Raw genomic sequence first — 24,096 nt, forward strand, 5'->3', positions numbered from 1 at the left:
TGGCTTTTCTATTTAACCCCCATCCTTTAAAAAGATCTGCAAATAAGGATGATGATCGCTAAAAAAAGGAGTCCTGCAATAAAAATAGGGCCCAGACCCGAACTATATACAAGGTAAATTTTAATATGCTCAAAAGCATTTACTATTAAAAATAATAGTAACAAAAACCCTAAACAAATGATTAATGGCATTCTTTTATTTCGCTTCAACTTAGCCAGCTCCTTTGTGGAAGCTTAGTAAAACTATATAAAACAATATGTTGAGCCATTCTTGTCTTATTCTTCAGAAAATACCCTGGGGTCTTTTTCAGCGCCTTTAAATAAAATATTTACAATGTGCACTAATTAGGTTACTATTGTTGTGGTAACCATATTAAGGTTGACTTAAATAGCCTATTGCTATTTTTATTTAAGAAATGGTTATTTTAAATGAAAACGATCTCATGATTTTGAATAAAAATGGGAGCGCTTCAAAAAGTAAAGTTAAATTCATCATGTTTAAACATTTTGTGGAGGTTTTTTATGCATTATTTTGTTTCCATTCTTGGATTAGCAGTTGTGTTTGGTTTCGCTTACCTTCTTAGTGGAGATCGAAAAAAGGTAAAATTTAAACCGATTATTCTGATGATCGGAATACAAATTATTTTATCCGCTCTATTATTGAATACAGAATTGGGGCTGATTATTATTAAGGCTATTTCAGCTATGTTTGGTCATTTGCTTGAATATGCCGGTGAAGGAGTATCCTTTGTGTTTGGAGGATTAGCGAATAAAGGCGAGGTTCCTTTTTTTATAAATGTCTTGCTTCCAATAGTTTTTATTTCTGTATTAATTGGTATTTTTCAATATTTAAAGATCCTCCCATTCATCATGAAGGGTGTTGGCTGGCTTTTAAGTAAAGTGAACGGAATGGGGAAACTTGAATCATATAATGCAGTGGCTTCGATGATGGTAGGGCAGTCAGAGGTGTTCATCACCGTCAAAAAACAATTAGATCTGCTTCCTGAGCATCGGCTTTATACATTGTGTGCCTCTGCCATGTCAACTGTTTCCATGTCTATCGTTGGGGCCTATATGACCATGATTGAACCTAAATATGTGGTTACAGCTCTTGTATTAAACCTTTTTGGCGGCTTTATTATAACATCGATCATTAATCCATATAGTATAAAGCCGAGCGAAGATATTTTGGAAATTCACGATTTGAAAAAACAATATTTTTTCGAAATGCTGGGAGAGTATATTCTTGACGGATTTAAAGTAGCGATAATCGTTGGTGCTATGTTAATTGGTTTCGTTGCGTTAATGGCGGGAATCAACCATTTGTTTGAACAAATATTTGGCATATCCTTTGAACATTTGCTTGGTTTCGTTTTCGCACCTATTGCTTTTGTGATGGGCGTACCTATTTCAGAAGCAGTAAAAGCCGGAGGAATTATGGCAACAAAGCTAGTTACCAACGAATTTGTCGCCATGATTGATTTATCAAAAATTTCTCATACATTTAGCCCCCGAACTCTTGGCATTCTTTCTGTATTTCTTGTATCCTTTGCAAATTTCTCTTCTATTGGAGTTATTTGCAGGAGCCGTTAAAGGTCTTAATGAAAAGAAAGGAAATGTGGTAGCACGATTTGGTTTAAAACTTCTTTATGGTGCAACACTTGTAAGTATCTTGTCAGGTGTTATTGTAAGTTTTGTAATATAACATGTTCAAAAAGGCGGTCCAAAGGGCCGCCTTTTTATATTCAACAAAATCTTATTAAAAATTTAATCATCTCCTATTGCAAGATTTAAATGTTTTAGGTTACTATTATGGTAGTAACCTAAAATAATATGGGGGGAATAAACCAAATTGAATTTTCGGGTTTATATTTTAGCCATTGTTTCTTTTGTTGTTGGAATGGCGGAGTTAATTGTTGGAGGGATTCTGGATTTAATTTCTAATGATCTCAATATTTCGATTGGAACAGCCGGAGAACTTATTACCATTTATTCACTTGTGTTTGCGATTGCTTCTCCAATTCTTTTAACCTTAACAGCAAAGGTTGAAAGGAAAAGACTAAGCTTCATTTCTTTATTAATCTTTTTATTAGGAAACATGGTTGCTTTTTTAAGTCCTAATTTTTATGTATTGTTTTTCTCAAGGATGATCTCAGCTGCAAGTGGTTCCTTGCTGGTACTGCTTTGTGTAACAATTGCTTCCTGTATTGTGAAAGAGGAGTTTCGGGCAAGAGCAATTGGGATTATATTTATGGGAATTAGCGGTTCATTAGTGTTGGGCGTGCCAATCGGACTCGTGTTAGCCTCCCGCTTTGGGTGGAGAGTTCCATTTTTATTTATTGCACTTCTTACTTTAATTTCCATGGTTGGGGTTCATTTCTTTTTAACCAGAATGGAACCTAAAGCGGTGATTCCACTCCGCATGCAGCTGTTAACCTTAAAGAATACGAAAACGTTATTTGCTCAATTGACGTCACTATTGTTTTTAACAGGGCATTTAACTCTTTATGCATATCTGACACCATTTTTAAAGACCATGCTTCATTTAAACGCAGGTTGGATCAGCATTTTCTATTTTATTTTTGGAATTTCTTCTGTTTTCGGCGGTGGACTTGGCGGGTGGCTTGCTGATAAATGGGGTTCAAAGAAAAGTATATTAACCATTATCACGGTATTTTCAATTGTGATTTTTATTCTGCCAAAAACAGCGTTTTCTGTCACATTATTTGTGATCGTGATGATGATTTGGAGTATGTTAAGTTGGGCAATTACACCGGCACAGCAAAATTATCTGATCGAAACTTCTCCGGAAACGTCCGATATTCAACAAAGTTTGAATAATTCGGCGCTGCATTTTGGAATTGCCTTTGGATCAGCCATTGGTGGAATGGTAGTAAATGAATATTCCGTGGTTTACAATGCATCTGTTGGTTCAGTGTTCATTCTTCTGGCTTTAATCTGTGCAATTGTGTCTATCACAAAATCCGCTGAAAGAACAAGAGAAATTCAAAGTATACAATGATTTTATAAGAGGAGGTGAACATGACGAAAGCAGATGAGTATCTGTTTGTCGTCATGGAATAATGAGTATTCATATTAATGCAAAACAAGGGGATATTGCAGAAAATATTTTATTACCTGGAGACCCGCTTCGTGCAAAATACATTTCTGAGACTTTTTTAGAAGATGTGTTTTGTTATAATGAGGTTCGTGGAATGTTAGGATTTACCGGAACTTACAAAGGAAAAAAGGTATCAGTACAAGGAACGGGAATGGGGATTCCATCCATTTCTATTTATGTAAATGAATTAATTCGGGAATATGGAGTAAAGAATTTAATTCGTGTCGGAACCTGTGGAGCGATCCAAAAGGATATCAAGGTAAGGGATGTCATTCTTGCTATGACGGCTTCCACTGATTCCAATGCTAATCGTCAAGTCTTCCAAGGAGTGGATTACGCACCTTGTGCTCATTTTCCATTATTGCAAAAGGCTTATCATTCTGGAGTGGAAAAAGGGTTGGAGATGAAGGCAGGGAATGTGCTGTCAGCCGATTTATTTTATCGTGACAGTATGGAAATTGTCGAAAAGTTAGCTAACTATGGTGTTCTGGCTGTAGAAATGGAGACATCTGCCTTATACACTTTGGCAGCTAAATTTGGTGTTAATGCCTTGTCGATTCTTACTGTTAGTGATCATATTTTTACTGGTGAAGAAACAACAGCTGAGGAACGACAAACTACTTTTAACGATATGATGTTAGTCGCTCTAGAGGCAATAACAAAATAAATTGAATGAATGGGACTCTCTATACGAGAGTAAGCAGATGACTCTTACCAGAAAAGGTTTAATATTTCTGGTAGGAGTTTTTTATTTTTGAAAAATTAATTTCCTCGTGTCCATATCGTATAAGCTTCATCTTATATATTATTCCAAAAAGACTAGGAGGAAGTTTATTGGCTAGTTTTCTAATATTTAGAATTAGAGTTGGAGGGCAAGCCATTTAACAATGGTTCGCAAATTTGATTTACTTAAAAAACTTAATTTAATTAAGTTTTTTGTGGAGTTTTTCATATTATTTCTGTATAATGAGTTTGATGATCATCATATTTTTTAGGAGATTGGCTATGTATCAAGAACAAAGGCTTACATTGATTAAAAATTATTTGGCCTCCTTTGAAAGTATTACGTTAGAAGAAATATGTGAAAAACTTAATGTTTCAAAGGATACAGCAAGAAGAGATCTAGTTAAACTTGAAGAACGCGGGGAGATTATAAGGATTAAAGGAGGTGCCACACTACCTTCGGCAAATCACCATTTAATCGATTATAGAGAACGAAAAGTAACGGAAGGAAAAGAACAAATTGCACTAAATGCGGCATTACTCATTCAGGATCAAAATGATTTGTTGATGGATACCTCTTCAACTTGTGCGCTAATGGCTAAATTTATGGGAAACAAGCAAATAAACGTCGTTACCAACTCTATAGATATCGTTGACTTATTAAGCGAGAATTCAGAGATTCAATCATTTTTACTGCCTGGAAAATTCAATAGAAAAAACAGAAATCTAACAGGTCCTAGAACAATAGAAGCATTAAGTGACTTCAAGGTAGACCAGCTATTTCTTGGTGCTTGTGGAATCGACCTTGAAGGTGTAACCTCCCCAGACGAGGAGGAAGCATTTTTAAAGAAAAAAATGATCAGTTGTGCACGACAAGTGATTCTTCTAGTTGATTGTACTAAGTTTGAAAAAGCATTCCTTCATAGAGTTTGTGATTTTACTAAAATTGATGTCATTATCACAGATAAAAAACCAGATGATTCTCTAATGGAAAAGATGATAGAAAATAATATTAAATTAATTGTTTCAGAAGATGAAGAAAGAGAGAGGGATTGGAATGAGAAAAATTAAGGTTGGTTTAGTCGGCTATGGTTTTTCAGGTGCTACATTTCACGCACCGCTGCTAAGTGTTCTAGAGGAATTTGAAATAACGAAAGTAGTCAGTTCCAATAATGAAAAAGTTCAACAGGATTTAGGTGACGTGAAAGTAGTTCGTAGCTTAGAAGATGTTCTAAAAGATCCATTGATTGAATTAGTGGTTATTACTACGCCGAGCGGCATGCATTACGAAATGGCGAAACAAAGTTTATTAGCTGGAAAAAATGTAATCTTGGAAAAGCCAATGGTTGTTGAACCATGGGAAGCAGAAGAGCTCATTAAGATTGCCGAAGAAAAGAAGCTTCTATTAAGCATTTATCATAATAGAAGATGGGATAATGACTATTTGACAGTCCAAAAGCTTGTGCGAAATGGTTTGCTTGGAGATATCAATACCTATCAAGTACATTTTGATCGTTTCAGGCCTGAAGTAAGAGATAGATGGAGAGAAAAGCAAGGTCCTGGATCGGGCACGCTTTATGATCTAGGTTCACATTTAATCGATCAAGCATTAAATCTATTTGGCTTCCCTCAATTTATATTTGCGGATGTTTTTGCTCAAAGAGAGAATGCAGAAACGGATGATTATTTTCATATTATTTTGGGATATGAGAAGTTACGCGTCATTTTACATTCTGGTTCCATCATTCCGGATAATGGACCACGTTTTCAAGTTCACGGAAACAAGGGGAGCTTTATAAAATATGGCATCGATGGACAGGAAGCGGCGCTTAAAGAAGGTAAGAAGCCGATTGATCCATCCTGGGGCGCAGACAATCCGCAATTCTACGGTATCCTTGTTACAACGGATGGGGAAAAAGAGAAAAAAGAAACAATTGAAACTTTACATGGGTCTTACATAACCTACTATAAAAAAATTGCTGAAAGTATTTTTGAAGGAAAAAATGCTCCAGTTACTGCACATGAAGGATTATCGGTTATTAAGATTATCAATGCTGCTCTTGAAAGTAGTAAAGAAAAGAAAGTTGTTTATTTAGAATAAATCTTTCGCTTTTTGAGGAGGGGGAAGTATGGATCATATCAATATTCAACAGAAAATGGAAAAGATAAAAAAACAGGAAGAACATCTTCTATTTAAACGCTTCACTAATGAAAATGCACTAGAAATTGGTTTATATATCGTGGAATCAGCCAAAAAAATCAATAAACCTGTAGCTATAAATATCCTAAAAAATGGTCAAACAATATTCCATTATGCTATGGATGGAACAGCGCCTGATCAAGATGAATGGATAAAGAGAAAATCAAATGTTGTTCTCCGTCATCATCATAGTTCTTATTATATGAGATTATATAATGAGTTGAAAAACAGATCATATTTTGAATTTTACTCTGTCAGTCCTTATGAATTTGCTCTACATGGCGGGGCGTTTCCAATTAATGTCGAAGGTACAGGAGTAATTGGCGTTATTACCGTTTCGGGCTTGGCCCAGGAGGAGGACCATGAATTAATCATAGAGGCTTTAATGAAATTTCTTCATAATCCTTCAAGGCAATAATTCTGTTTAAAGAAGGGTTATAGGATATTCAGGTCATTCGACTGACGTACCAAACAACTTGTTAAGAAAATCAGCAATCACCTCTACCAATTCTTAACAAAAAAATCCTTTATTTGCATACAAAATAGGAGTTTAACACTTATTGTCTGCAAATAAGGGATCTGTTTTTAATATCTTAAACGTAGTAACAATTCTTTAATTTCTTGATCTTTCATTAAAGTTTCTTCGAATCTTTTAGTGATTTTCGTCAAGGCTACATCATGGTAGAAAAATTCTGTAAAAAATTTGACAATTGGTCTCGATTTCGTTTTCATGGCCTGCCAAGAATCATTCTCTACACCGGCAAATAATATTTCTTCATCATCTATAATAATGAGCCGGTTTTGCTCTAACATTTGATGTTCTTCGTTTGGTTGTAAAATTTGAACGAAGGAAATTTTGGTATCTACTTCACCTACTACAAGTGCCTCGACCTTTACTCCGGTTTGTTCCTTATCCAATAATATCTGATGAAAATCTTCAAAATCCTCTTTCCATAAGGAAATTCTGATGGAGTGCTTAGCTTCTTGAAGCAATTCCTTGCATTGCGAGCGAATGGATGAATCTGATTTTAAACTCCAGACCCGATCATCTGTAAACGACTTTTTATAGCTTTTGTTTTTTAATTGGTTAACATTTTCCTGGAATTCCTTTGTTAGCATTTCAATCACAAGATTAAGTGGTAGTGCTGTATAAAACTTCTTTTTTTCTGAAACAGAGTCCAAAATTAGTCCCTTATTGATTAATTTTGTAATCACTTCATACACTTTTGCTTTTGGGACACCTGAAAAGGTGACAATTTGCGTAGCATCAAGTGGCTCATCACTTGCTGAGAGTATTTCATATACTTTACTTTCATACTGAGAAAATCCAAACTTTTGGAGCATATTTCCTCCTAGTGTCAACAATTATGTATTCTATTCTATAAAATTATATGAAATATAAATTTGTTTGTAAAATGTGAAAATGTATCGGAAAGGATCTTGTTGTTTTATTTGGATCCCTTCGCCATGTTTAGTTCTTTTTTATAAGGATGTGGAACAATAATTTGAGTGAATGATTATGTAGTGAAGTGAAATTACATACACAAATACACTTTCATTTACAGATATATGGATTTAATAATTTAGTCATCAAGACTATGTTCGATTTTACTCTGGAGTTGTGGGGTGTATGTATAGGTTCACCTGCAGGGAATAATAGGCTAGGAACAATGTAACTACAGATGTCAAAAAAACATACTATACGATGTCTTGACTTTTGAGAACGAAAATTAATGAATAGACAAATTTACAAACATTATTGCCGTTGCATCACAAATTACTTTTAATTTAAGTTCTTTTGTACAAGATTAAAAAAATATAAAATAATGAAGATTTTATTCAGCCATGATTAAAATTTATGCCAAAATTCATTCTTGCAGAGCACCTCCCCAAAAAAACAGTTCAAAATTCTTCCATTTAACTAACTCCTATCATTTGAACATTGAAATGCTTTTATGAGAGAGGGTGATGACCATTAAAAATGATGATAATCATAAAAATGACGATCCAAAAAAGCCTAAAAAACATCCTCCGGGGAAACCTCATTCGAAAAAAGGTCCCCCATTACCAGGGAAACCACATTTAAAAAAAGATCCTCCTTTACTAAGAAATCCAAAAGCAAAGGCAACTGCAGCAAAGAAACAACAACCGATCCCTCAAAATCATCATTCGGATTGTAAATGTAGGGATCATAACTGTTGCTGTGATATACACACCATTAAAAATGTTTTAGCTGCGACAATAGTCGGTGGAACCATAAATACCATCGAGAATGTTCTAAGTGCAACCATAACAGGAGGCACCATCAATGCAATCCTGGGAACCGTAACTGTAGAAGTCCCGGCAGTAACAGTAACCGGTGGCACATTAAATGTAGTTGAAAGTATCATAGGAGCCACAATTACAGCTGGAACGATTGACCGTGTTCAGGAATTACAAGCGGCCACGATAGTCGGCGGCACCTTAAATACCGTTGAAAGCATACTGGGTGCAACCATAACAGGAGGCACCATCAATGCAATCCTAGGAACCATAACAGTGGAAATTCCAACGGTAACAGTAACCGGCGGCACATTAAATGTAGTTGAAAGTATCATAGGAGCCACGATTACGGCTGGAACGATTGACCGTGTTCAGGAATTACAAGCGGCCACAATAGTCGGCGGCACCTTAAATACCGTTGAAAGCATACTGGGTGCAACTATAACAGGAGGCACCATCAATGCAATCCTGGGAACCGTAACAGTGGAAATTCCAACGGTAACAGTAACCGGCGGCACCTTAAATACCGTTGAAAGCATACTGGGTGCAACAATAACGGGAGGCACCATCAATGCAATCCTGGGAACCGTAACTGTAGAAGTCCCGGCAGTAACAGTAACCGGTGGCACATTAAATGTAGTTGAAAGTATCATAGGAGCCACAATTACAGCTGGAACGATTGACCGTGTTCAGGAATTACAAGCGGCCACGATAGTCGGCGGCACCTTAAATACCGTTGAAAGCATACTGGGTGCAACCATAACAGGAGGCACCATCAATGCAATCCTGGGAACCATAACAGTGGAAATTCCAACGGTAACAGTAACCGGCGGCACATTAAATGTAGTTGAAAGTATCATAGGAGCCACGATTACGGCTGGAACGATTGACCGTGTTCAGGAATTACAAGCGGCCACAATAGTCGGCGGCACCTTAAATACCGTTGAAAGCATACTGGGTGCAACTATAACGGGAGGCACCATCAGTGCAATCCTGGGAACCGTAACTGTGGAAGTCCCGACGGTAACAATAACCGGCGGCACCTTAAATACCGTTGAAAGCATACTGGGTGCAACTATAACGGGAGGCACCATCAGTGCAATCCTGGGAACTGTAACTGTGGAAGTCCCGACGGTAACAGTAACCGGCGGCACATTAAATGTAGTTGAAAGTATCATAGGAGCCACGATTACGGCTGGAAGTTTGAATGCGACGGTAACGGGCGGGGAACTGAATGCAACCATCCTGGGTGGAACACTAAATAATATTCTAAATGGAACCATTACAAGTGTTCTAGGAGCCACGATTACGGCCGGAAGCCTCAACGCGACGGTAACCGGTGGGGAATTAGACGCAACCATCCTCGGAGGAACACTAAATAATATTTTAAACGGTACCATTACGAGTGTGCTCGGAGCAACGATCACAGCGGGAAGTTTGAATGCGACGGTAACGGGCGGGGAACTGAATGCAACTATCCTTGGCGGTACTATTAGTAACCTCCTGAATGGAACGATAACGAGTGTTTTAGGAGCCACGATTACGGCCGGAAGCTTGAATGCAACAGTAACCGGCGGAATACTGGATGCGACAATCCTTGGCGGTACAATCGATAACCTCCTAAATGGAACAATCACAAGTGTTCTAGGAGCGACGATCACAGCCGGAAGTCTGAATGCCACCATCACAGGTGGTAATATAAACGCAACTATGCTAGGCGGCACCCTTAATAATCTCCTAAATGGAACGATAACGAGTGTGCTTGGAGCGACGATCACAGCCGGAAGTTTGAATGCGACGGTAACTGGTGGAAATATTAATGCCACCATCCAGGGAGGAACACTAACTAACCTCCTAAATGGAACGATAACGAGTGTGCTTGGAGCGACGATCACAGCCGGAAGCCTAAACGCGACGGTAACTGGTGGAGAACTGGATGCAACCATTCTCGGAGGTACGCTAAATAATATCTTAAACGGAACCATTACAAGTGTCCTAGGAGCAACAATCACAGCGGGAAGTTTGAATGCGACGGTAACGGGCGGGGAACTGAATGCAACCATCCTCGGGGGTACTATTAATAATCTCCTGAATGGAACGATAACGAGTGTTTTAGGAGCCACGATTACGGCCGGAAGCTTGAATGCAACAGTAACCGGCGGAATACTGGATGCGACAATCCTTGGCGGTACAATTGATAACCTCCTAAATGGAACAATCACAAGTGTACTGGGAGCGACGATTACAGCCGGAAGCCTTAATGCAACAGTAACTGGTGGAAATATTAATGCGACAATGCTCGGAGGCACTCTCAATAATCTCCTAAACGGAACGATAACGAGTGTACTGGGAGCGACGATCACAGCCGGAAGCCTTAATGCAACAGTAACTGGCGGTAATATAAATGCGACGATGCTTGGAGGCACTCTCAATAATCTCCTAAACGGAACGATAACGAGTGTCCTAGGAGCGACGATCACAGCCGGAAGCCTTAATGCTACCATAACCGGCGGAGAACTGGATGCGACGATCCTTGGAGGTACAATCGATAACCTTCTAAATGGAACAATCACGAGTGTACTGGGAGCGACGATCACAGCCGGAAGTTTGAATGCGACGATCACGGGCGGAAATATTTACGCTACTATCCAGGGAGGAACACTAACTAACCTCCTAAATGGAACGATCACAAGTGTGTTAGGAGCAACAATTACGGCCGGCAGCCTAAATGCGACGGTTACTGGTGGAGAACTGGATGCAACCATCCTCGGAGGAACCCTGAATAATATTTTAAACGGGACGATCACGAGTGTGCTCGGAGCGACGATCACGGCCGGCAGCCTGAATGCGACGGTAACTGGCGGAAATATTAAGGCCACCATCCAGGGAGGAACACTGACTAACCTCCTAAATGGAACGATTACGAGTGTTTTAGGAGCGACGGTAACGGCCGGAAGTTTAAATGCGACGATCACGGGTGGAAATATTAATGCCACTATCCAGGGAGGAACACTGACTAACCTCCTAAATGGAACGATTACGAGCGTTTTAGGAGCAACAATTACAGCCGGAAGCCTAAATGCAACAGTAACCGGCGGAGAACTGACTGCCACAATCCTAGGTGGGACACTAAATAATATCCTAAACGGGACGATTACTAGTGTTCTTGGAGCGACAATTACAGCCGGTAGCTTGAACGCAACGGTAACGGGTGGAAATATTAACGCCACTTTTCTAGGCGGCACCCTGAACAACATTTTGAACGGAACCATTACAAGTGTGTTAGGGGCAACGGTTACAGCCGGTAGTCTAAATGCGACCATAACAGGCGGGGAACTGAATGCGACGATCCAGGGCGGAACATTAAATAATCTCTTAAATGGAACGATAACCAGCGTCTTAGGAGCAACGATCACGGCGGGTAGCTTGAATGCGACCATAACCGGCGGAGAAATCGAAGCAACGATTCTGGGAGGAACCATCAATAACATTTTAAACGGAACGATCACAAGTGTTTTAGGTGCAACAATTACAGCCGGAAGCCTAAACGCGACAATAAGCGGCGGGAATATTAATGCCACCATTATTGGTGGAACAATAAGTAACATCTTAAATGGAACAATTACGAGTGTCCTCGGAGCAACGATCACAGCTGGAAGTGTAAATGCTACGATTACTGGTGGAAATCTAAATACAACGCTTCTAGGCGGAACCATTGATAACATTTTAAATGGAACAATTACCAGCGTCTTAGGAGCAACAATTACGGCTGGGAGTGTAAATGCCACCATCACTGGCGGAGACATCAATGCTACAGTCCAAGGGGGAACAATCGATAATCTCCTAAACGGAACGATTACGAGTGTGCTGGGAGCAACGATCACAGCCGGTAGTGTAAATGCTACGATCACCGGTGGGAATCTTAGCACCACCATTTTGGGAGGAACAATAGGCAACATTCTAAATGGGACGATTACGAGTGTTTTAGGAGCGACGATTACTGCTGGAAGCCTGAATGCCACGATCACCGGTGGAAATATAAATTCCACACTTCTAGGTGGAACGATTAATAATATTTTAAGCGGAACAATAACCAGCGTACTAGGAGCAACAATCACGGCCGGAAATCTGAATGCTACAATAACTGGTGGAGAACTAAATAGCACCATTCTCGGTGGAACCATTGATGCGCTACTAAATGGAACGATCACAAGTGTGCTCGGTGCTACAATTACAGCGGGAAGTATTAACGCAACGATCACCGGTGGAGAGCTTAATGCTACTGTATTAGGTGGAACGATTACTAATCTACTAAACGGAACGATTACCAGTATTCTGGGGGCGACGATCACAGCCGGCAGCTTGAATGCTACAATTACTGGCGGAAGAATCAATGCGACAATAACCGGCGGTGAACTCAGTGCAACAGTCCTAGGAGGAACGTTAAATAATATCCTCAACGGAACGATCACAAATGTCCTAGGAGCGACGATTACCGCAGGAAGCCTGAATGCGACAGTAACAGGTGGAGAAATCAATGCGACGATCCTCGGAGGAACCATAGATAACCTGTTAAATGGAACGATCACGAGTGTGTTAGGAGCAACGATCACAGCAGGCAGTCTGAATGCTACGATTACCGGTGGAGATCTTAATGCGACGATCCTCGGAGGAACTATTAGTAATCTTCTAAACGGAACGATCACAAGTGTCCTAGGAGCGACGATCACAGCGGGAAGTGTTAACGCTACTGTTACTGGTGGTAACATTAACGCGACTATCTTAGGCGGAACCATCAATAACATACTAAATGGAACGATCACGAGTGTCCTAGGAGCGACGATCACGGCCGGCAACGTAAATGCTACAATCACTGGTGGAGAGCTTAGTGCGACCATTCTCGGCGGAACCCTCGATAGCCTACTAAACGGAACGATCACAAGTGTCTTAGGAGCGACGATCACAGCTGGAAGTGTTAATGCCACAATTACTGGCGGGGAACTAAGTACAACAATTCTTGGTGGAACCATCAATAATATTGTCAGCGGGACTATCACAAATGTTCTTGGTGCAACAATCACGGCCGGAAGCTTAAATGCCACGATCACTGGTGGAGTACTCAATGCCACGATCTTAGGTGGAACCATCGATACTATTTTAAACGGCACCATTACCAATGTATTAGGAGCAACAATCACAGCCGGAAGCCTGAATGCCACGGTAACAGGCGGGGAACTCAGTGCGACGATCCTAGGCGGAACGCTTACTAATATTCTAAATGGGACGATTACAAGTGTATTAGGAGCAACAATCACGGCCGGAAGCCTGAATGCCACGGTAACAGGCGGGGAGCTCAATACGACAATTCTCGGCGGAACACTCACAAATATTCTGAATGGAACGATCACAAGTGTCCTAGGAGCGACGATCACGGCCGGAAGCCTGAATGCGACGGTAACGGGCGGGGAACTCAGTGCAACGATCCTAGGTGGAACGCTCACTAACATTCTGAATGGAACGATCACGAGTGTCCTAGGAGCAACGATCACAGCTGGAAGTTTGAATGCGACGGTAACGGGCGGGGAACTAAATGCAACAATCCTAGGCGGAACTATTAGTAACCTCCTGAATGGAACGATTACGAGTGTTTTAGGAGCCACGATCACGGCCGGAAGCCTGAATGCGACGGTAACGGGCGGGGAACTCAGTGCAACAATCCTAGGCGGCACACTTACTAACATATTGAATGGGACGATCACGAGTGTCCTGGGAGCGACGATCACAGCCGGAAGTCTGAATGCTACTGTAACAGGCGGGGAACTCAGTGCAACAATCCTAGGCGGAACACTTAGTAACATTCTGAATGGAACGATCACAAGTGTATTGGGAGCGACGATCACGGCTGGCAGCCTAAATGCAACCGTAACGGGCGGAGAACTATATGCAACCGTATTTGGCGGTACAATAGATAATATTTTAAACGGTACTATAACGAGCGTGTTGGGAGCGACAATCACAGCTGGCAGCTTAAATGCAACCGTAACAGGTGGTAATATTAATGCCACAATCTCAGGAGGAGTTTTAGGTAATATTCTAAATGGGACGATCACGAGTGTTCTAGGAGCAACGATCACAGCTGGAAGCTTAAATGCAACAATTACTGGCGGAGAACTCAATACGACAATCCTGGGCGGAACGATTACTAACATTTTAAATGGAACGATCACTAGCGTCTTAGGAGCGACTATTACTGGAGGAAGTATTAATGCCACAGTAACAGGCGGCAACATTAATACTACTCTTCTAGGTGGCACACTAAGTAACGTTTTAGATGGAACGATTACGAGTGTGTTGGGAGCAACGATCACAGCCGGAAGCTTAAATGCGACGGTAACGGGTGGAGAAATTAATGCGACGCTGCTGGGTGGAACTATAGATACGATTCTAAATGGGACCATAACCAGCATTTTGGGAGCAACGATCACAGCTGGAAGTGTGAATGCGACAGTAACCGGTGGCAGCATTAATACCACAATTCTAGGTGGCACACTAAGTAACATTTTAGATGGAACGATCACGAGTGTGTTGGGAGCAACTATCACAGCTGGAAGCTTGAACGCGACGATCACCGGCGGGGTATTAAATGCGACGATTCTAGGTGGGACGCTTACAAACATTTTAAATGGTACGATTACTAGTGTCCTAGGTGCTACCATTACTGCGGGAAGTATTAATGCCACAGTAACGGGCGGCAACATAAATACCACACTTTTAGGTGGCACCATCGATACGATTTTAAGTGGAACCATTAACAGTGTATTAGGAGCAACGATTACAGCCGGAAGCTTAAATGCGACGGTTACCGGAGGAGAAATCAATGCGACGCTACTGGGTGGAACTATAGATACGATTCTAAATGGGACCATAACCAGCATATTGGGAGCAACGATTACGGCCGGAAGCTTGAATGCAACGGTAACCGGCGGCAACATAAATACCACACTCTTAGGTGGCACCGTTGATACGCTTCTAAATGGAACCATTACTAGCGTGTTGGGAGCCACGATCACAGCCGGAAGTGTGAATGCGACAGTAACGGGCGGCAGCATTAATACCACAATCCTAGGTGGCACACTAAGTAACATTTTAGATGGAACGATCACGAGTGTGTTGGGAGCAACGATCACAGCTGGAAGCTTGAACGCGACGATCACCGGCGGGGCATTAAATGCGACGATTCTAGGTGGGACGCTTACAAACATTTTAAATGGAACGATTACTAGTGTCCTAGGTGCTACCATTACTGCGGGAAGTATTAATGCGACAGTAACGGGCGGCAGCATTAATACAACGTTAGTAGGTGGCACCTTAAGTAACATCTTGAATGGAACGATCACGAGTGTGTTGGGAGCAACGATCACAGCTGGAAGCATAAATGCGACGGTAACCGGTGGAGAAATTAATGCAACGCTGCTAGGTGGCACCATCGATACAATTCTAAATGGAACCATTACCAGCATATTGGGAGCAACAATCACGGCCGGAAGCTTGAATGCCACAGTAACGGGCGGCAACATAAATACCACACTCTTAGGTGGTACCATAGATACGCTTCTAAGCGGAACCATTACTAGCGTGTTGGGAGCAACGATCACAGCCGGAAGCATAAATGCGACGGTAATCGGAGGAGAAATTAATGCAACACTGCTAGGTGGCACCATTGATACGCTTCTAAATGGAACCATAACTAGCATATTGGGAGCAACAATCACGGCCGGAAGCTTGAATGCAACGGTAATCGGTGGCAACATAAATACCACACTCTTAGGTGGCACCGTTGATACGATTTTAAGTGGAACCATAACCAGCGTGTTGGGAGCAACGATCACAGCCGGAAGTGTGAATGCGACAGTAACGGGCGGCAGCATTAATACAACCCTAGTAGGTGGCACCTTAAGTAACATCTTGAATGGAACGATCACGAGTGTGTTGGGAGCAACGATCACAGCTGGAAGCTTGAACGCGACGATCACCGGCGGGGAATTAAATGCGACGATTCTAGGTGGGACGCTTACAAACATTTTAAATGGAACGATTACTAGTGTCCTAGGAGCGACTATTACTGCGGGAAGTATTAATGCGACAGTAACGGGCGGCAGCATTAATGCAACGCTCCTAAGTGGCACCCTAGATACGATTCTAAATGGGACCATAACCAGTGTGTTGGGAGCAACGATCACAGCTGGAAGCCTAAATGCGACAGTAACGGGCGGTAGCATAAATGCAACGCTTCTAGGCGGAACCCTAGGAAATATCTTAAATGGAACGATCACGAGTGTGTTGGGAGCAACAATCACAGCTGGAAGCATAAATGCGACAGTATCTGGCGGTAGTATTAATGCAACGCTTCTAGGCGGAACCCTAGGAAATATCTTAAATGGAACGATCACGAGTGTGCTGGGAGCAACGATCACAGCCGGAAGCATAAATGCGACGGTAACCGGTGGAGAAATTAATGCGACGCTGCTAGGTGGCACTATCGATACCATATTAAATGGGACCATAACCAGCATATTGGGAGCAACGATCACAGCTGGAAGTGTGAATGCGACAGTAACGGGCGGTAGCATTAATGCAACGCTGCTAGGTGGCACCCTAGATACGCTTCTAAATGGGACCATAACCAGCATATTGGGAGCAACGATTACGGCCGGAAGCTTGAATGCTACGATCACAGGTGGAGAAATCAATGCGACGCTGCTAGGTGGCACCATCGATACCATATTAAATGGAACCATTACCAGTTTGTTGGGAGCAACGATCACAGCCGGAAGCCTAAATGCGACTATAACTGGTGGAAATCTCAATACCACTATTGTTGGTGGAACTCTAAATAATATTTTAAATGGAACGATCACAAGTATTCTTGGAGCGACGATTACTGCTGGAAGTGTGAATGCTACAATAACCGGTGGTGACCTAAACGCGACCATCCTTGGCGGCACAATCAATAACTTACTAAACGGAACCATTACAAGTATTCTAGGAGCAACGATCACAGCCGGAAGTCTAAATGCGACAATTACTGGTGGTGAACTTAGTGCGACCATCCTGGGTGGCACCATTGATACCTTGTTGAACGGCACCATTACGAGTGTATTAGGAGCAACGATCACGGCTGGAAGTGTAAATGCAACAATAAGTGGTGGGGAAATTAATGCAACAATCCTCGGCGGCACAATCAATAACCTCATAAACGGAACCATTACGAGTGTCTTAGGGGCAACAATTACAGGTGGAAGTCTAAATGCGACAGTAACTGGTGGGGAGCTAAGTGCGTCCATCCTAGGCGGGACCATAGATAATTTGTTGAACGGCACCATCACAAGTGTGTTAGGAGCAACGATCACAGCCGGAAGTGTGAATGCGACTGTTACTGGCGGAGAACTGGATGCAACCATTCTTGGTGGAACTATTAATAATATTCTTAATGGTACGATTACCAATGTCTTGGGAGCAACCATCACGGCCGGAAGCTTGAATGCAACGATTACTGGCGGGGAACTGAGTACGACCATCCTAGGTGGCACCATTAATAACCTTTTAAATGGAACCATTACGAGTGTCTTGGGAGCAACCATCACGGCTGGAAGCTTAAATGCGACAATAACCGGCGGCAATATCAATACGATAATCCTCGGCGGAACGCTAAATACAATCTTAAATGGAACGATCACAAGTGTTTTAGGAGCAACGATTACGGCCGGAAGCCTAAATGCAACTATTACAGGCGGAGAACTGAATACGACTATCCTAGGCGGTACCATCGATAATATCTTAAACGGAACGATCACCAGTGTGCTGGGAGCAACAATCACAGCAGGCAGTCTGAATGCCACAGTTACAGGTGGTAATATTAGTGCCACGATCCTTGGTGGAACACTAACAAACATCTTAAATGGAACGATCACGAGTGTCCTTGGAGCAACAATCACAGCAGGCAGTCTGAATGCAACGGTTACAGGCGGGGAATTAAATGCAACAGTTCTTGGAGGGATCCTAGATAACCTTTTAAATGGAACGATCACAAGTGTTTTAGGAGCAACGATCACAGCAGGTAATCTAAACGCAACAGTAACTGGAGGAGAACTAAATGCCTCGATTCTTGGTGGAACGCTAAATAACATACTAAATGGCACCATTACAAATGTGTTGGGAGCCACAATCACGGCCGGAAGCTTGAATGCTACAGTGACAGGCGGCATCATCAATGCGACCATCGTTGGAGGAACAATTGGTAACATCTTAAATGGAACGATCACAAGTGTCTTAGGAGCAACAATCACAGCAGGTAGCCTGAATGCAACAATTACAGGCGGGGAATTGAATGCTACCATCCTAGGCGGCACAATCAATAACCTGCTGAACGGAACAATTACAAGTGTCTTGGGTGCGACAATCACAGCCGGAAATCTAAATGCCACAGTAACAGGCGGAGATATCAACGCCACAGTAACAGGTGGTGAGCTTAATGCCACGATCCTGGGCGGAACCATTGACAATATTTTAAGTGGAACGATCACGAGCGTTCTAGGAGCGACGATTACAGCAGGTAGCCTGAATGCAACGGTAACTGGCGGGAATATCCAGGCAACCATACTTGGCGGCACGATCAATAATATTTTAAATGGAACGATTACCAGTGTATTAGGAGCTACCATTACAGCAGGAAATATTAATGCAACAATTACAGGCGGCGAACTGAATGCGACCATCCTCGGAGGAACGATCGATAATCTGCTGAACGGAACAATCACCAGTGTCTTGGGAGCCACGATCACGGCCGGAAATCTAAATGCAACGATAACCGGCGGTGAACTGAATACGACCATCCTTGGTGGTACAATTGATAATCTGCTGAACGGAACGATCACGAGTGTCTTAGGAGCGACAATCACAGCAGGCAGTCTGAATGCTACAATTACCGGCGGGAATATCAATGCGACCATCTTAGGTGGAGTCCTGAATAATATTCTAAACGGAACGATTACCAGTGTCTTGGGCGTAACGGTCACAGCGGGCAGCTTGAATGCGACAGTTACAGGAGGCAGTATTAACGCAACCATTCTAGGTGGGACCATTAATAATATTCTAAACGGAACAATCACGAGTATACTGGGCGCCACGATCACAGCGGGCAGCTTGAATGCGACAATTACCGGCGGGGAATTGGATGCTACGATTCTTGGCGGCACAATTAATAACATTTTAAACGGAACAATCACGAGTATACTGGGCGCCACGATCACAGCGGGCAGCTTGAATGCGACAATTACCGGCGGGGCATTAAATGCCACAATTCTAGGAGGCACGCTCAATAATATTTTAAATGGAACGATCACCAGCGTTCTGGGTGCTACAATTACAGCGGGAAGTTTGAATGCTACTGTAACCGGTGGTGAACTAAGTGCTACGATTCTTGGTGGCACCATTAATACCCTCTTAAACGGAACGATTTCATATGTTCTTGGAGCAACAATCACAACAGGAAATGTAAATGCGACAATTACCGGCGGGGAACTAGATGCGACGATTCTCGGCGGCACAATTGATAACATATTAAACGGAACGATCACGAGCGTTCTAGGAGCGACAATTACAGCTGGCAGCCTGAATGCAACGATAACTGGCGGGAATATCCAGGCAACCATCCTGGGCGGCACCATCAATAATATTTTAAATGGAACGATTACCAGTGTATTAGGAGCTACCATTACAGCAGGTAATATAAATGCAACAATAATCGGTGGCGAACTGAATGCGACCATCCTCGGCGGAACGATTGATAATCTGCTAAACGGAACAATTACCAGTGTCTTGGGAGCAACGATTACGGCTGGAAATATAAATGCAACGATTACCGGAGGCGAACTGAATGCAACCATCTTCGGTGGTACAATTGATAATCTGCTCAATGGAACGATCACGAGTGTCCTAGGAGCGACAATCACAGCCGGAAGCCTGAATGCCACAATTACAGGCGGGAATATCAATGCGACCATCTTAGGCGGAGTCCTGAATAATATTCTTAACGGAACGATTACCAATGTTTTAGGAGCAACTATTACAGCCGGAAGTATAAATGCAACGATAACCGGAGGAGAGATTGATGCCACAATCCTTGGCGGAACGATCGACACCATTTTAAATGGAACAATTACCAGTGTTTTGGGGGCCACGATCACAGCCGGAAGCGTAAATGCAACAATAACCGGCGGCAATGTTAACACTACGATGCTTGGCGGCACAATTTCAAACCTCTTAAATGGAACGATCACGAGTGTCCTAGGAGCAACAATCACAGCCGGAAGTTTGAATGCAACAATTACCGGAGGCGAACTGAATGCGACCATCCTTGGAGGAACGATCGAAAATCTTCTAAATGGAACGATTACCAGTGTGTTGGGCGCCACGATCACAGCGGGAAGCTTGAATGCAACGATCACGGGCGGCTTACTCGATGCAACGATTCTTGGAGGAACGATCGATAATCTTCTGAATGGAACGATTACGAGTGTCTTGGGAGCAACAATCACCGCTGGAAGTCTGAATGCGACGATCACGGGCGGAAGCATTTTTGCGACTATCTTAGGCGGGACACTGAGTAACATTTTAAATGGAACGATCACGAGCGTCCTGGGAGCCACGATTACGGCAGGAAATATAAATGCCACGATCCTAGGAGGAAATATCAATGCGACAATCCTGGGCGGCACACTAAATAACTTGTTAAATGGAACAATAACTAGTGTGTTGGGCGCTACGATCACAGCCGGAAGTCTAAATGCAACGGTCCTAGGCGGGAACATCAATGCGACGATCCTGGGTGGCATACTAAGTAACCTGTTAAACGGGACGATCACCAGTGTGTTAGGAGCCACGATTACAGCTGGAAGTGTGAATGCGACGGTCACCGGTGGGGAACTGAATGCCACGATCTTAGGTGGAACGATTGATAATATCCTCAACGGAACGATTACGAGTGTTCTTGGAGCCACGATCACAGCCGGAAGTGTGAATGCGACTGTTACTGGCGGGGAATTGGATGCCACGATCCTGGGAGGAACGATCGATAATATTTTAAACGGGACGATTACCAGTGTGCTGGGAGCGACGATTACAGCTGGGAACTTAAATGCCACCATCACCGGAGGCAATATAAATGCCACAATCCTGGGTGGTACCATCAATAACCTTCTCAACGGAACGATTACGAGTGTACTCGGGGCCACGATCACAGCCGGAAATGTGAATGCGACGGTAACTGGCGGGAATATCAATGCGACGATCCTAGGAGGAACATTAAATAACATCCTAAACGGTACGATCACCAGCGTTCTAGGAGCCACCATAACGGCAGGGAGCCTAAATGCTACGGTAACTGGTGGAAATATAAATGCGACAATCCTAGGAGGAACTATTACTAATATCTTGAACGGAACAATCACTGGTGTCCTGGGAGCGACCATTACGGCCGGTACATTAAGTTCGGTGAATCAAGTTCAAGCTGCAACAATTGTTGGAGGAACGCTTGATACGATTAGAAGTATTTTAGGAGTAACTATAACTGCTGGAAGTGTGAATGCGACGATCACCGGAGGAAATGTAAACGTGACAATTCTCGGTGGTACACTCGACAACATTCTAAATGGAACAATCACAAGCGTCCTTGGAGCCACGATCACAGCCGGAAGTCTAAATGCAACAGTAACCGGTGGTAATATTAATACAACGATTCTTGGAGGCACACTCAACAACATCTTAAACGGAACGATCACAAGTGTGCTGGGGGCGACGATTACTGGCGGTAATATCAATGCGACGATTCTCGGCGGCACACTCAACAACATTCTAAACGGAACGATTACGAGTGTGTTAGGAGCGACCATAACAGGAGGAACAATCTCTGCCACGATCCTAGGAGGAACGCTCAATAACATTCTAAATGGAACAATCACTAGTGTACTCGGAGCCACGATCACAGCCGGAAGTCTAAATGCAACAGTAACCGGCGGTAATATTAATACAACGATTCTTGGCGGCACAATCAACACCATCTTAAACGGAACGATCACAAGTGTGCTGGGGGCGACGATTACTGGCGGTAATATCAATGCGACGATTCTTGGCGGCACACTCAACAACATTCTAAACGGAACGATTACCAGTGTGTTAGGAGCGACCATAACAGGAGGAACAATCTCTGCCACGATCCTAGGAGGAACGCTCAATAACATTCTAAATGGAACAATCACTAGTGTACTCGGAGCCACGATCACAGCCGGAAGTCTAAATGCAACAGTAACCGGCGGTAATATTAATACAACGATTCTTGGCGGCACAATCAACACCATCTTAAACGGAACGATCACAAGTGTGCTGGGGGCGACGATTACAGGAGGTAATATCAATGCCACGATTCTCGGAGGCACACTCAACAACATTCTAAACGGAACGATCACCAGTGTACTTGGAGCAACCATAACGGGAGGAACAATCTCAGCCACGATCCTAGGAGGAACGCTTAACAACATTCTGAATGGAACAATTACGAGTGTGTTAGGAGCGACCATAACAGGAGGAACAATCTCAGCCACGATCCTAGGAGGAACGCTCAATAACATTTTAAATGGAACAATCACTAGTGTACTCGGAGCCACGATCACAGCCGGAAGTCTAAATGCAACAGTAACGGGCGGTAATATTAATACAACGATTCTTGGCGGCACAATCAACAACATCTTAAACGGAACGATCACAAGTGTGCTGGGGGCGACGATTACAGGAGGTAATATCAATGCGACGATTCTCGGCGGCACAATCAACAACATTCTAAACGGAACGATCACCAGTGTACTTGGAGCAACCATAACGGGAGGAACAATCTCAGCCACGATCCTAGGAGGAACGCTTAACAACATTCTGAATGGAACAATTACGAGTGTGTTAGGAGCGACCATAACAGGAGGAACAATTTCCGCGACGATCCTAGGAGGAACGCTCAACAACATTCTGAATGGAACGATTACCAGTGTGTTAGGAGCGACCATAACAGGAGGAACAATCTCAGCCACGATCCTAGGAGGAACGCTTAACAACATTCTGAATGGAACAATTACGAGTGTGTTAGGAGCGACCATAACAGGAGGAACAATTTCCGCGACGATCCTAGGAGGAACGCTCAACAACATTCTGAATGGAACGATTACCAGTGTGTTAGGAGCAACCATAACGGGAGGAACATTAACTGCGGTTTCTCAAAACACATTTGTCGAACAAAGTTTTCTTAATGTAAATGCTGGAACGACAACCTTTTTCTCATTACCTGCGATCACAACTGCAGTACTGGAAACCTACTCGTTCTTTATCTATAACTCTAGTCCAACTGGTACCGTTGACACGATAGTTCAAATTAGTGCGGACGGAACAAACTGGTATACCGATATAACGTCTGTTGCATTAAGTGCAGGCTCAGTGGATGTACTTGTACCGCAACGGTTCCTGAAATATACAAGGGTTGCTTATCGATCCTCAACAACGCTTGCTACAGGCACGATTAATGTCATATTTAATGCCCAAGGTTCATAAATATAAATGAAAAATGAGGATGACTCGGGGGAATAGGTCATTGTAAAACAAAATATAGAGTTTTTTTGTCTATATTTTGTTGAAGCGAGGGCTGAAACCTTTTTATCGTAGTCATCCTCATCCTTTTTTGTAAGGGGCTGAAA

General features: G+C 42.7%; 7 protein-coding genes and 1 pseudogene. 7 read left to right on the forward strand and 1 reads right to left on the reverse strand.

Annotated features, from left to right (window positions below; all coding sequences use genetic code 11):
- The first annotated feature begins 521 nt into the window (after nucleotides 1-521).
- The 6 genes and pseudogenes from HPT25_RS19175 to HPT25_RS19200 all read left to right on the forward strand — a co-directional run bounded on the left by HPT25_RS19175 (nucleotide 522) and on the right by HPT25_RS19200 (nucleotide 6,461).
- Nucleotides 522-1,704, forward strand: a pseudogene (locus tag HPT25_RS19175) (NupC/NupG family nucleoside CNT transporter).
- Nucleotides 1,705-1,851: 147 nt separating this feature from the next.
- Entirely contained in the window at nucleotides 1,852-3,021 is a 1,170-nt protein-coding gene (locus HPT25_RS19180) for an MFS transporter (RefSeq protein ID WP_173067837.1), read from the forward strand.
- A gap of 61 nt (nucleotides 3,022-3,082) precedes the next feature.
- A complete protein-coding gene (deoD, locus tag HPT25_RS19185; protein ID WP_173067840.1) occupies nucleotides 3,083-3,787 on the forward strand; it encodes a purine-nucleoside phosphorylase in 705 nt (234 codons plus the stop codon).
- A gap of 338 nt (nucleotides 3,788-4,125) precedes the next feature.
- On the forward strand, nucleotides 4,126-4,914 hold the full coding sequence (locus tag HPT25_RS19190; RefSeq protein ID WP_173067843.1) for a DeoR/GlpR family DNA-binding transcription regulator: 789 nt from the start codon (nucleotides 4,126-4,128) through the stop codon (nucleotides 4,912-4,914).
- Entirely contained in the window at nucleotides 4,901-5,944 is a 1,044-nt protein-coding gene (locus HPT25_RS19195; RefSeq protein ID WP_173067846.1) for an oxidoreductase, read from the forward strand. The genes HPT25_RS19190 and HPT25_RS19195 overlap by 14 nt, the downstream gene beginning before the upstream one ends.
- A 28-nt stretch (nucleotides 5,945-5,972) precedes the next feature.
- Nucleotides 5,973-6,461, forward strand: a complete 489-nt coding sequence (locus HPT25_RS19200; protein WP_173067849.1) for a heme-degrading domain-containing protein — start codon at nucleotides 5,973-5,975, stop codon at nucleotides 6,459-6,461.
- A 167-nt stretch (nucleotides 6,462-6,628) separates the two neighbouring features.
- Here HPT25_RS19200 and HPT25_RS19205 read toward each other — a convergent pair whose 3' ends face one another.
- Nucleotides 6,629-7,387, reverse strand: a complete 759-nt coding sequence (locus tag HPT25_RS19205) for a TrmB family transcriptional regulator (RefSeq protein WP_173067852.1) — start codon at nucleotides 7,385-7,387, stop codon at nucleotides 6,629-6,631.
- Nucleotides 7,388-8,011: 624 nt separating this feature from the next.
- On the opposite strand from HPT25_RS19205, the gene HPT25_RS28775 reads away from it, so the two are divergent.
- The gene (locus tag HPT25_RS28775; RefSeq protein ID WP_173067855.1) at nucleotides 8,012-23,953 is read left to right on the forward strand and encodes a DUF6385 domain-containing protein; all 15,942 of its coding nucleotides are present in this window, start codon (nucleotides 8,012-8,014) and stop codon (nucleotides 23,951-23,953) included.
- Nucleotides 23,954-24,096: the final 143 nt, after the last annotated feature.

It is taken from the genome of Neobacillus endophyticus (assembly GCF_013248975.1).
Classification (GTDB): domain Bacteria; phylum Bacillota; class Bacilli; order Bacillales; family Cytobacillaceae; genus Neobacillus; species Neobacillus endophyticus.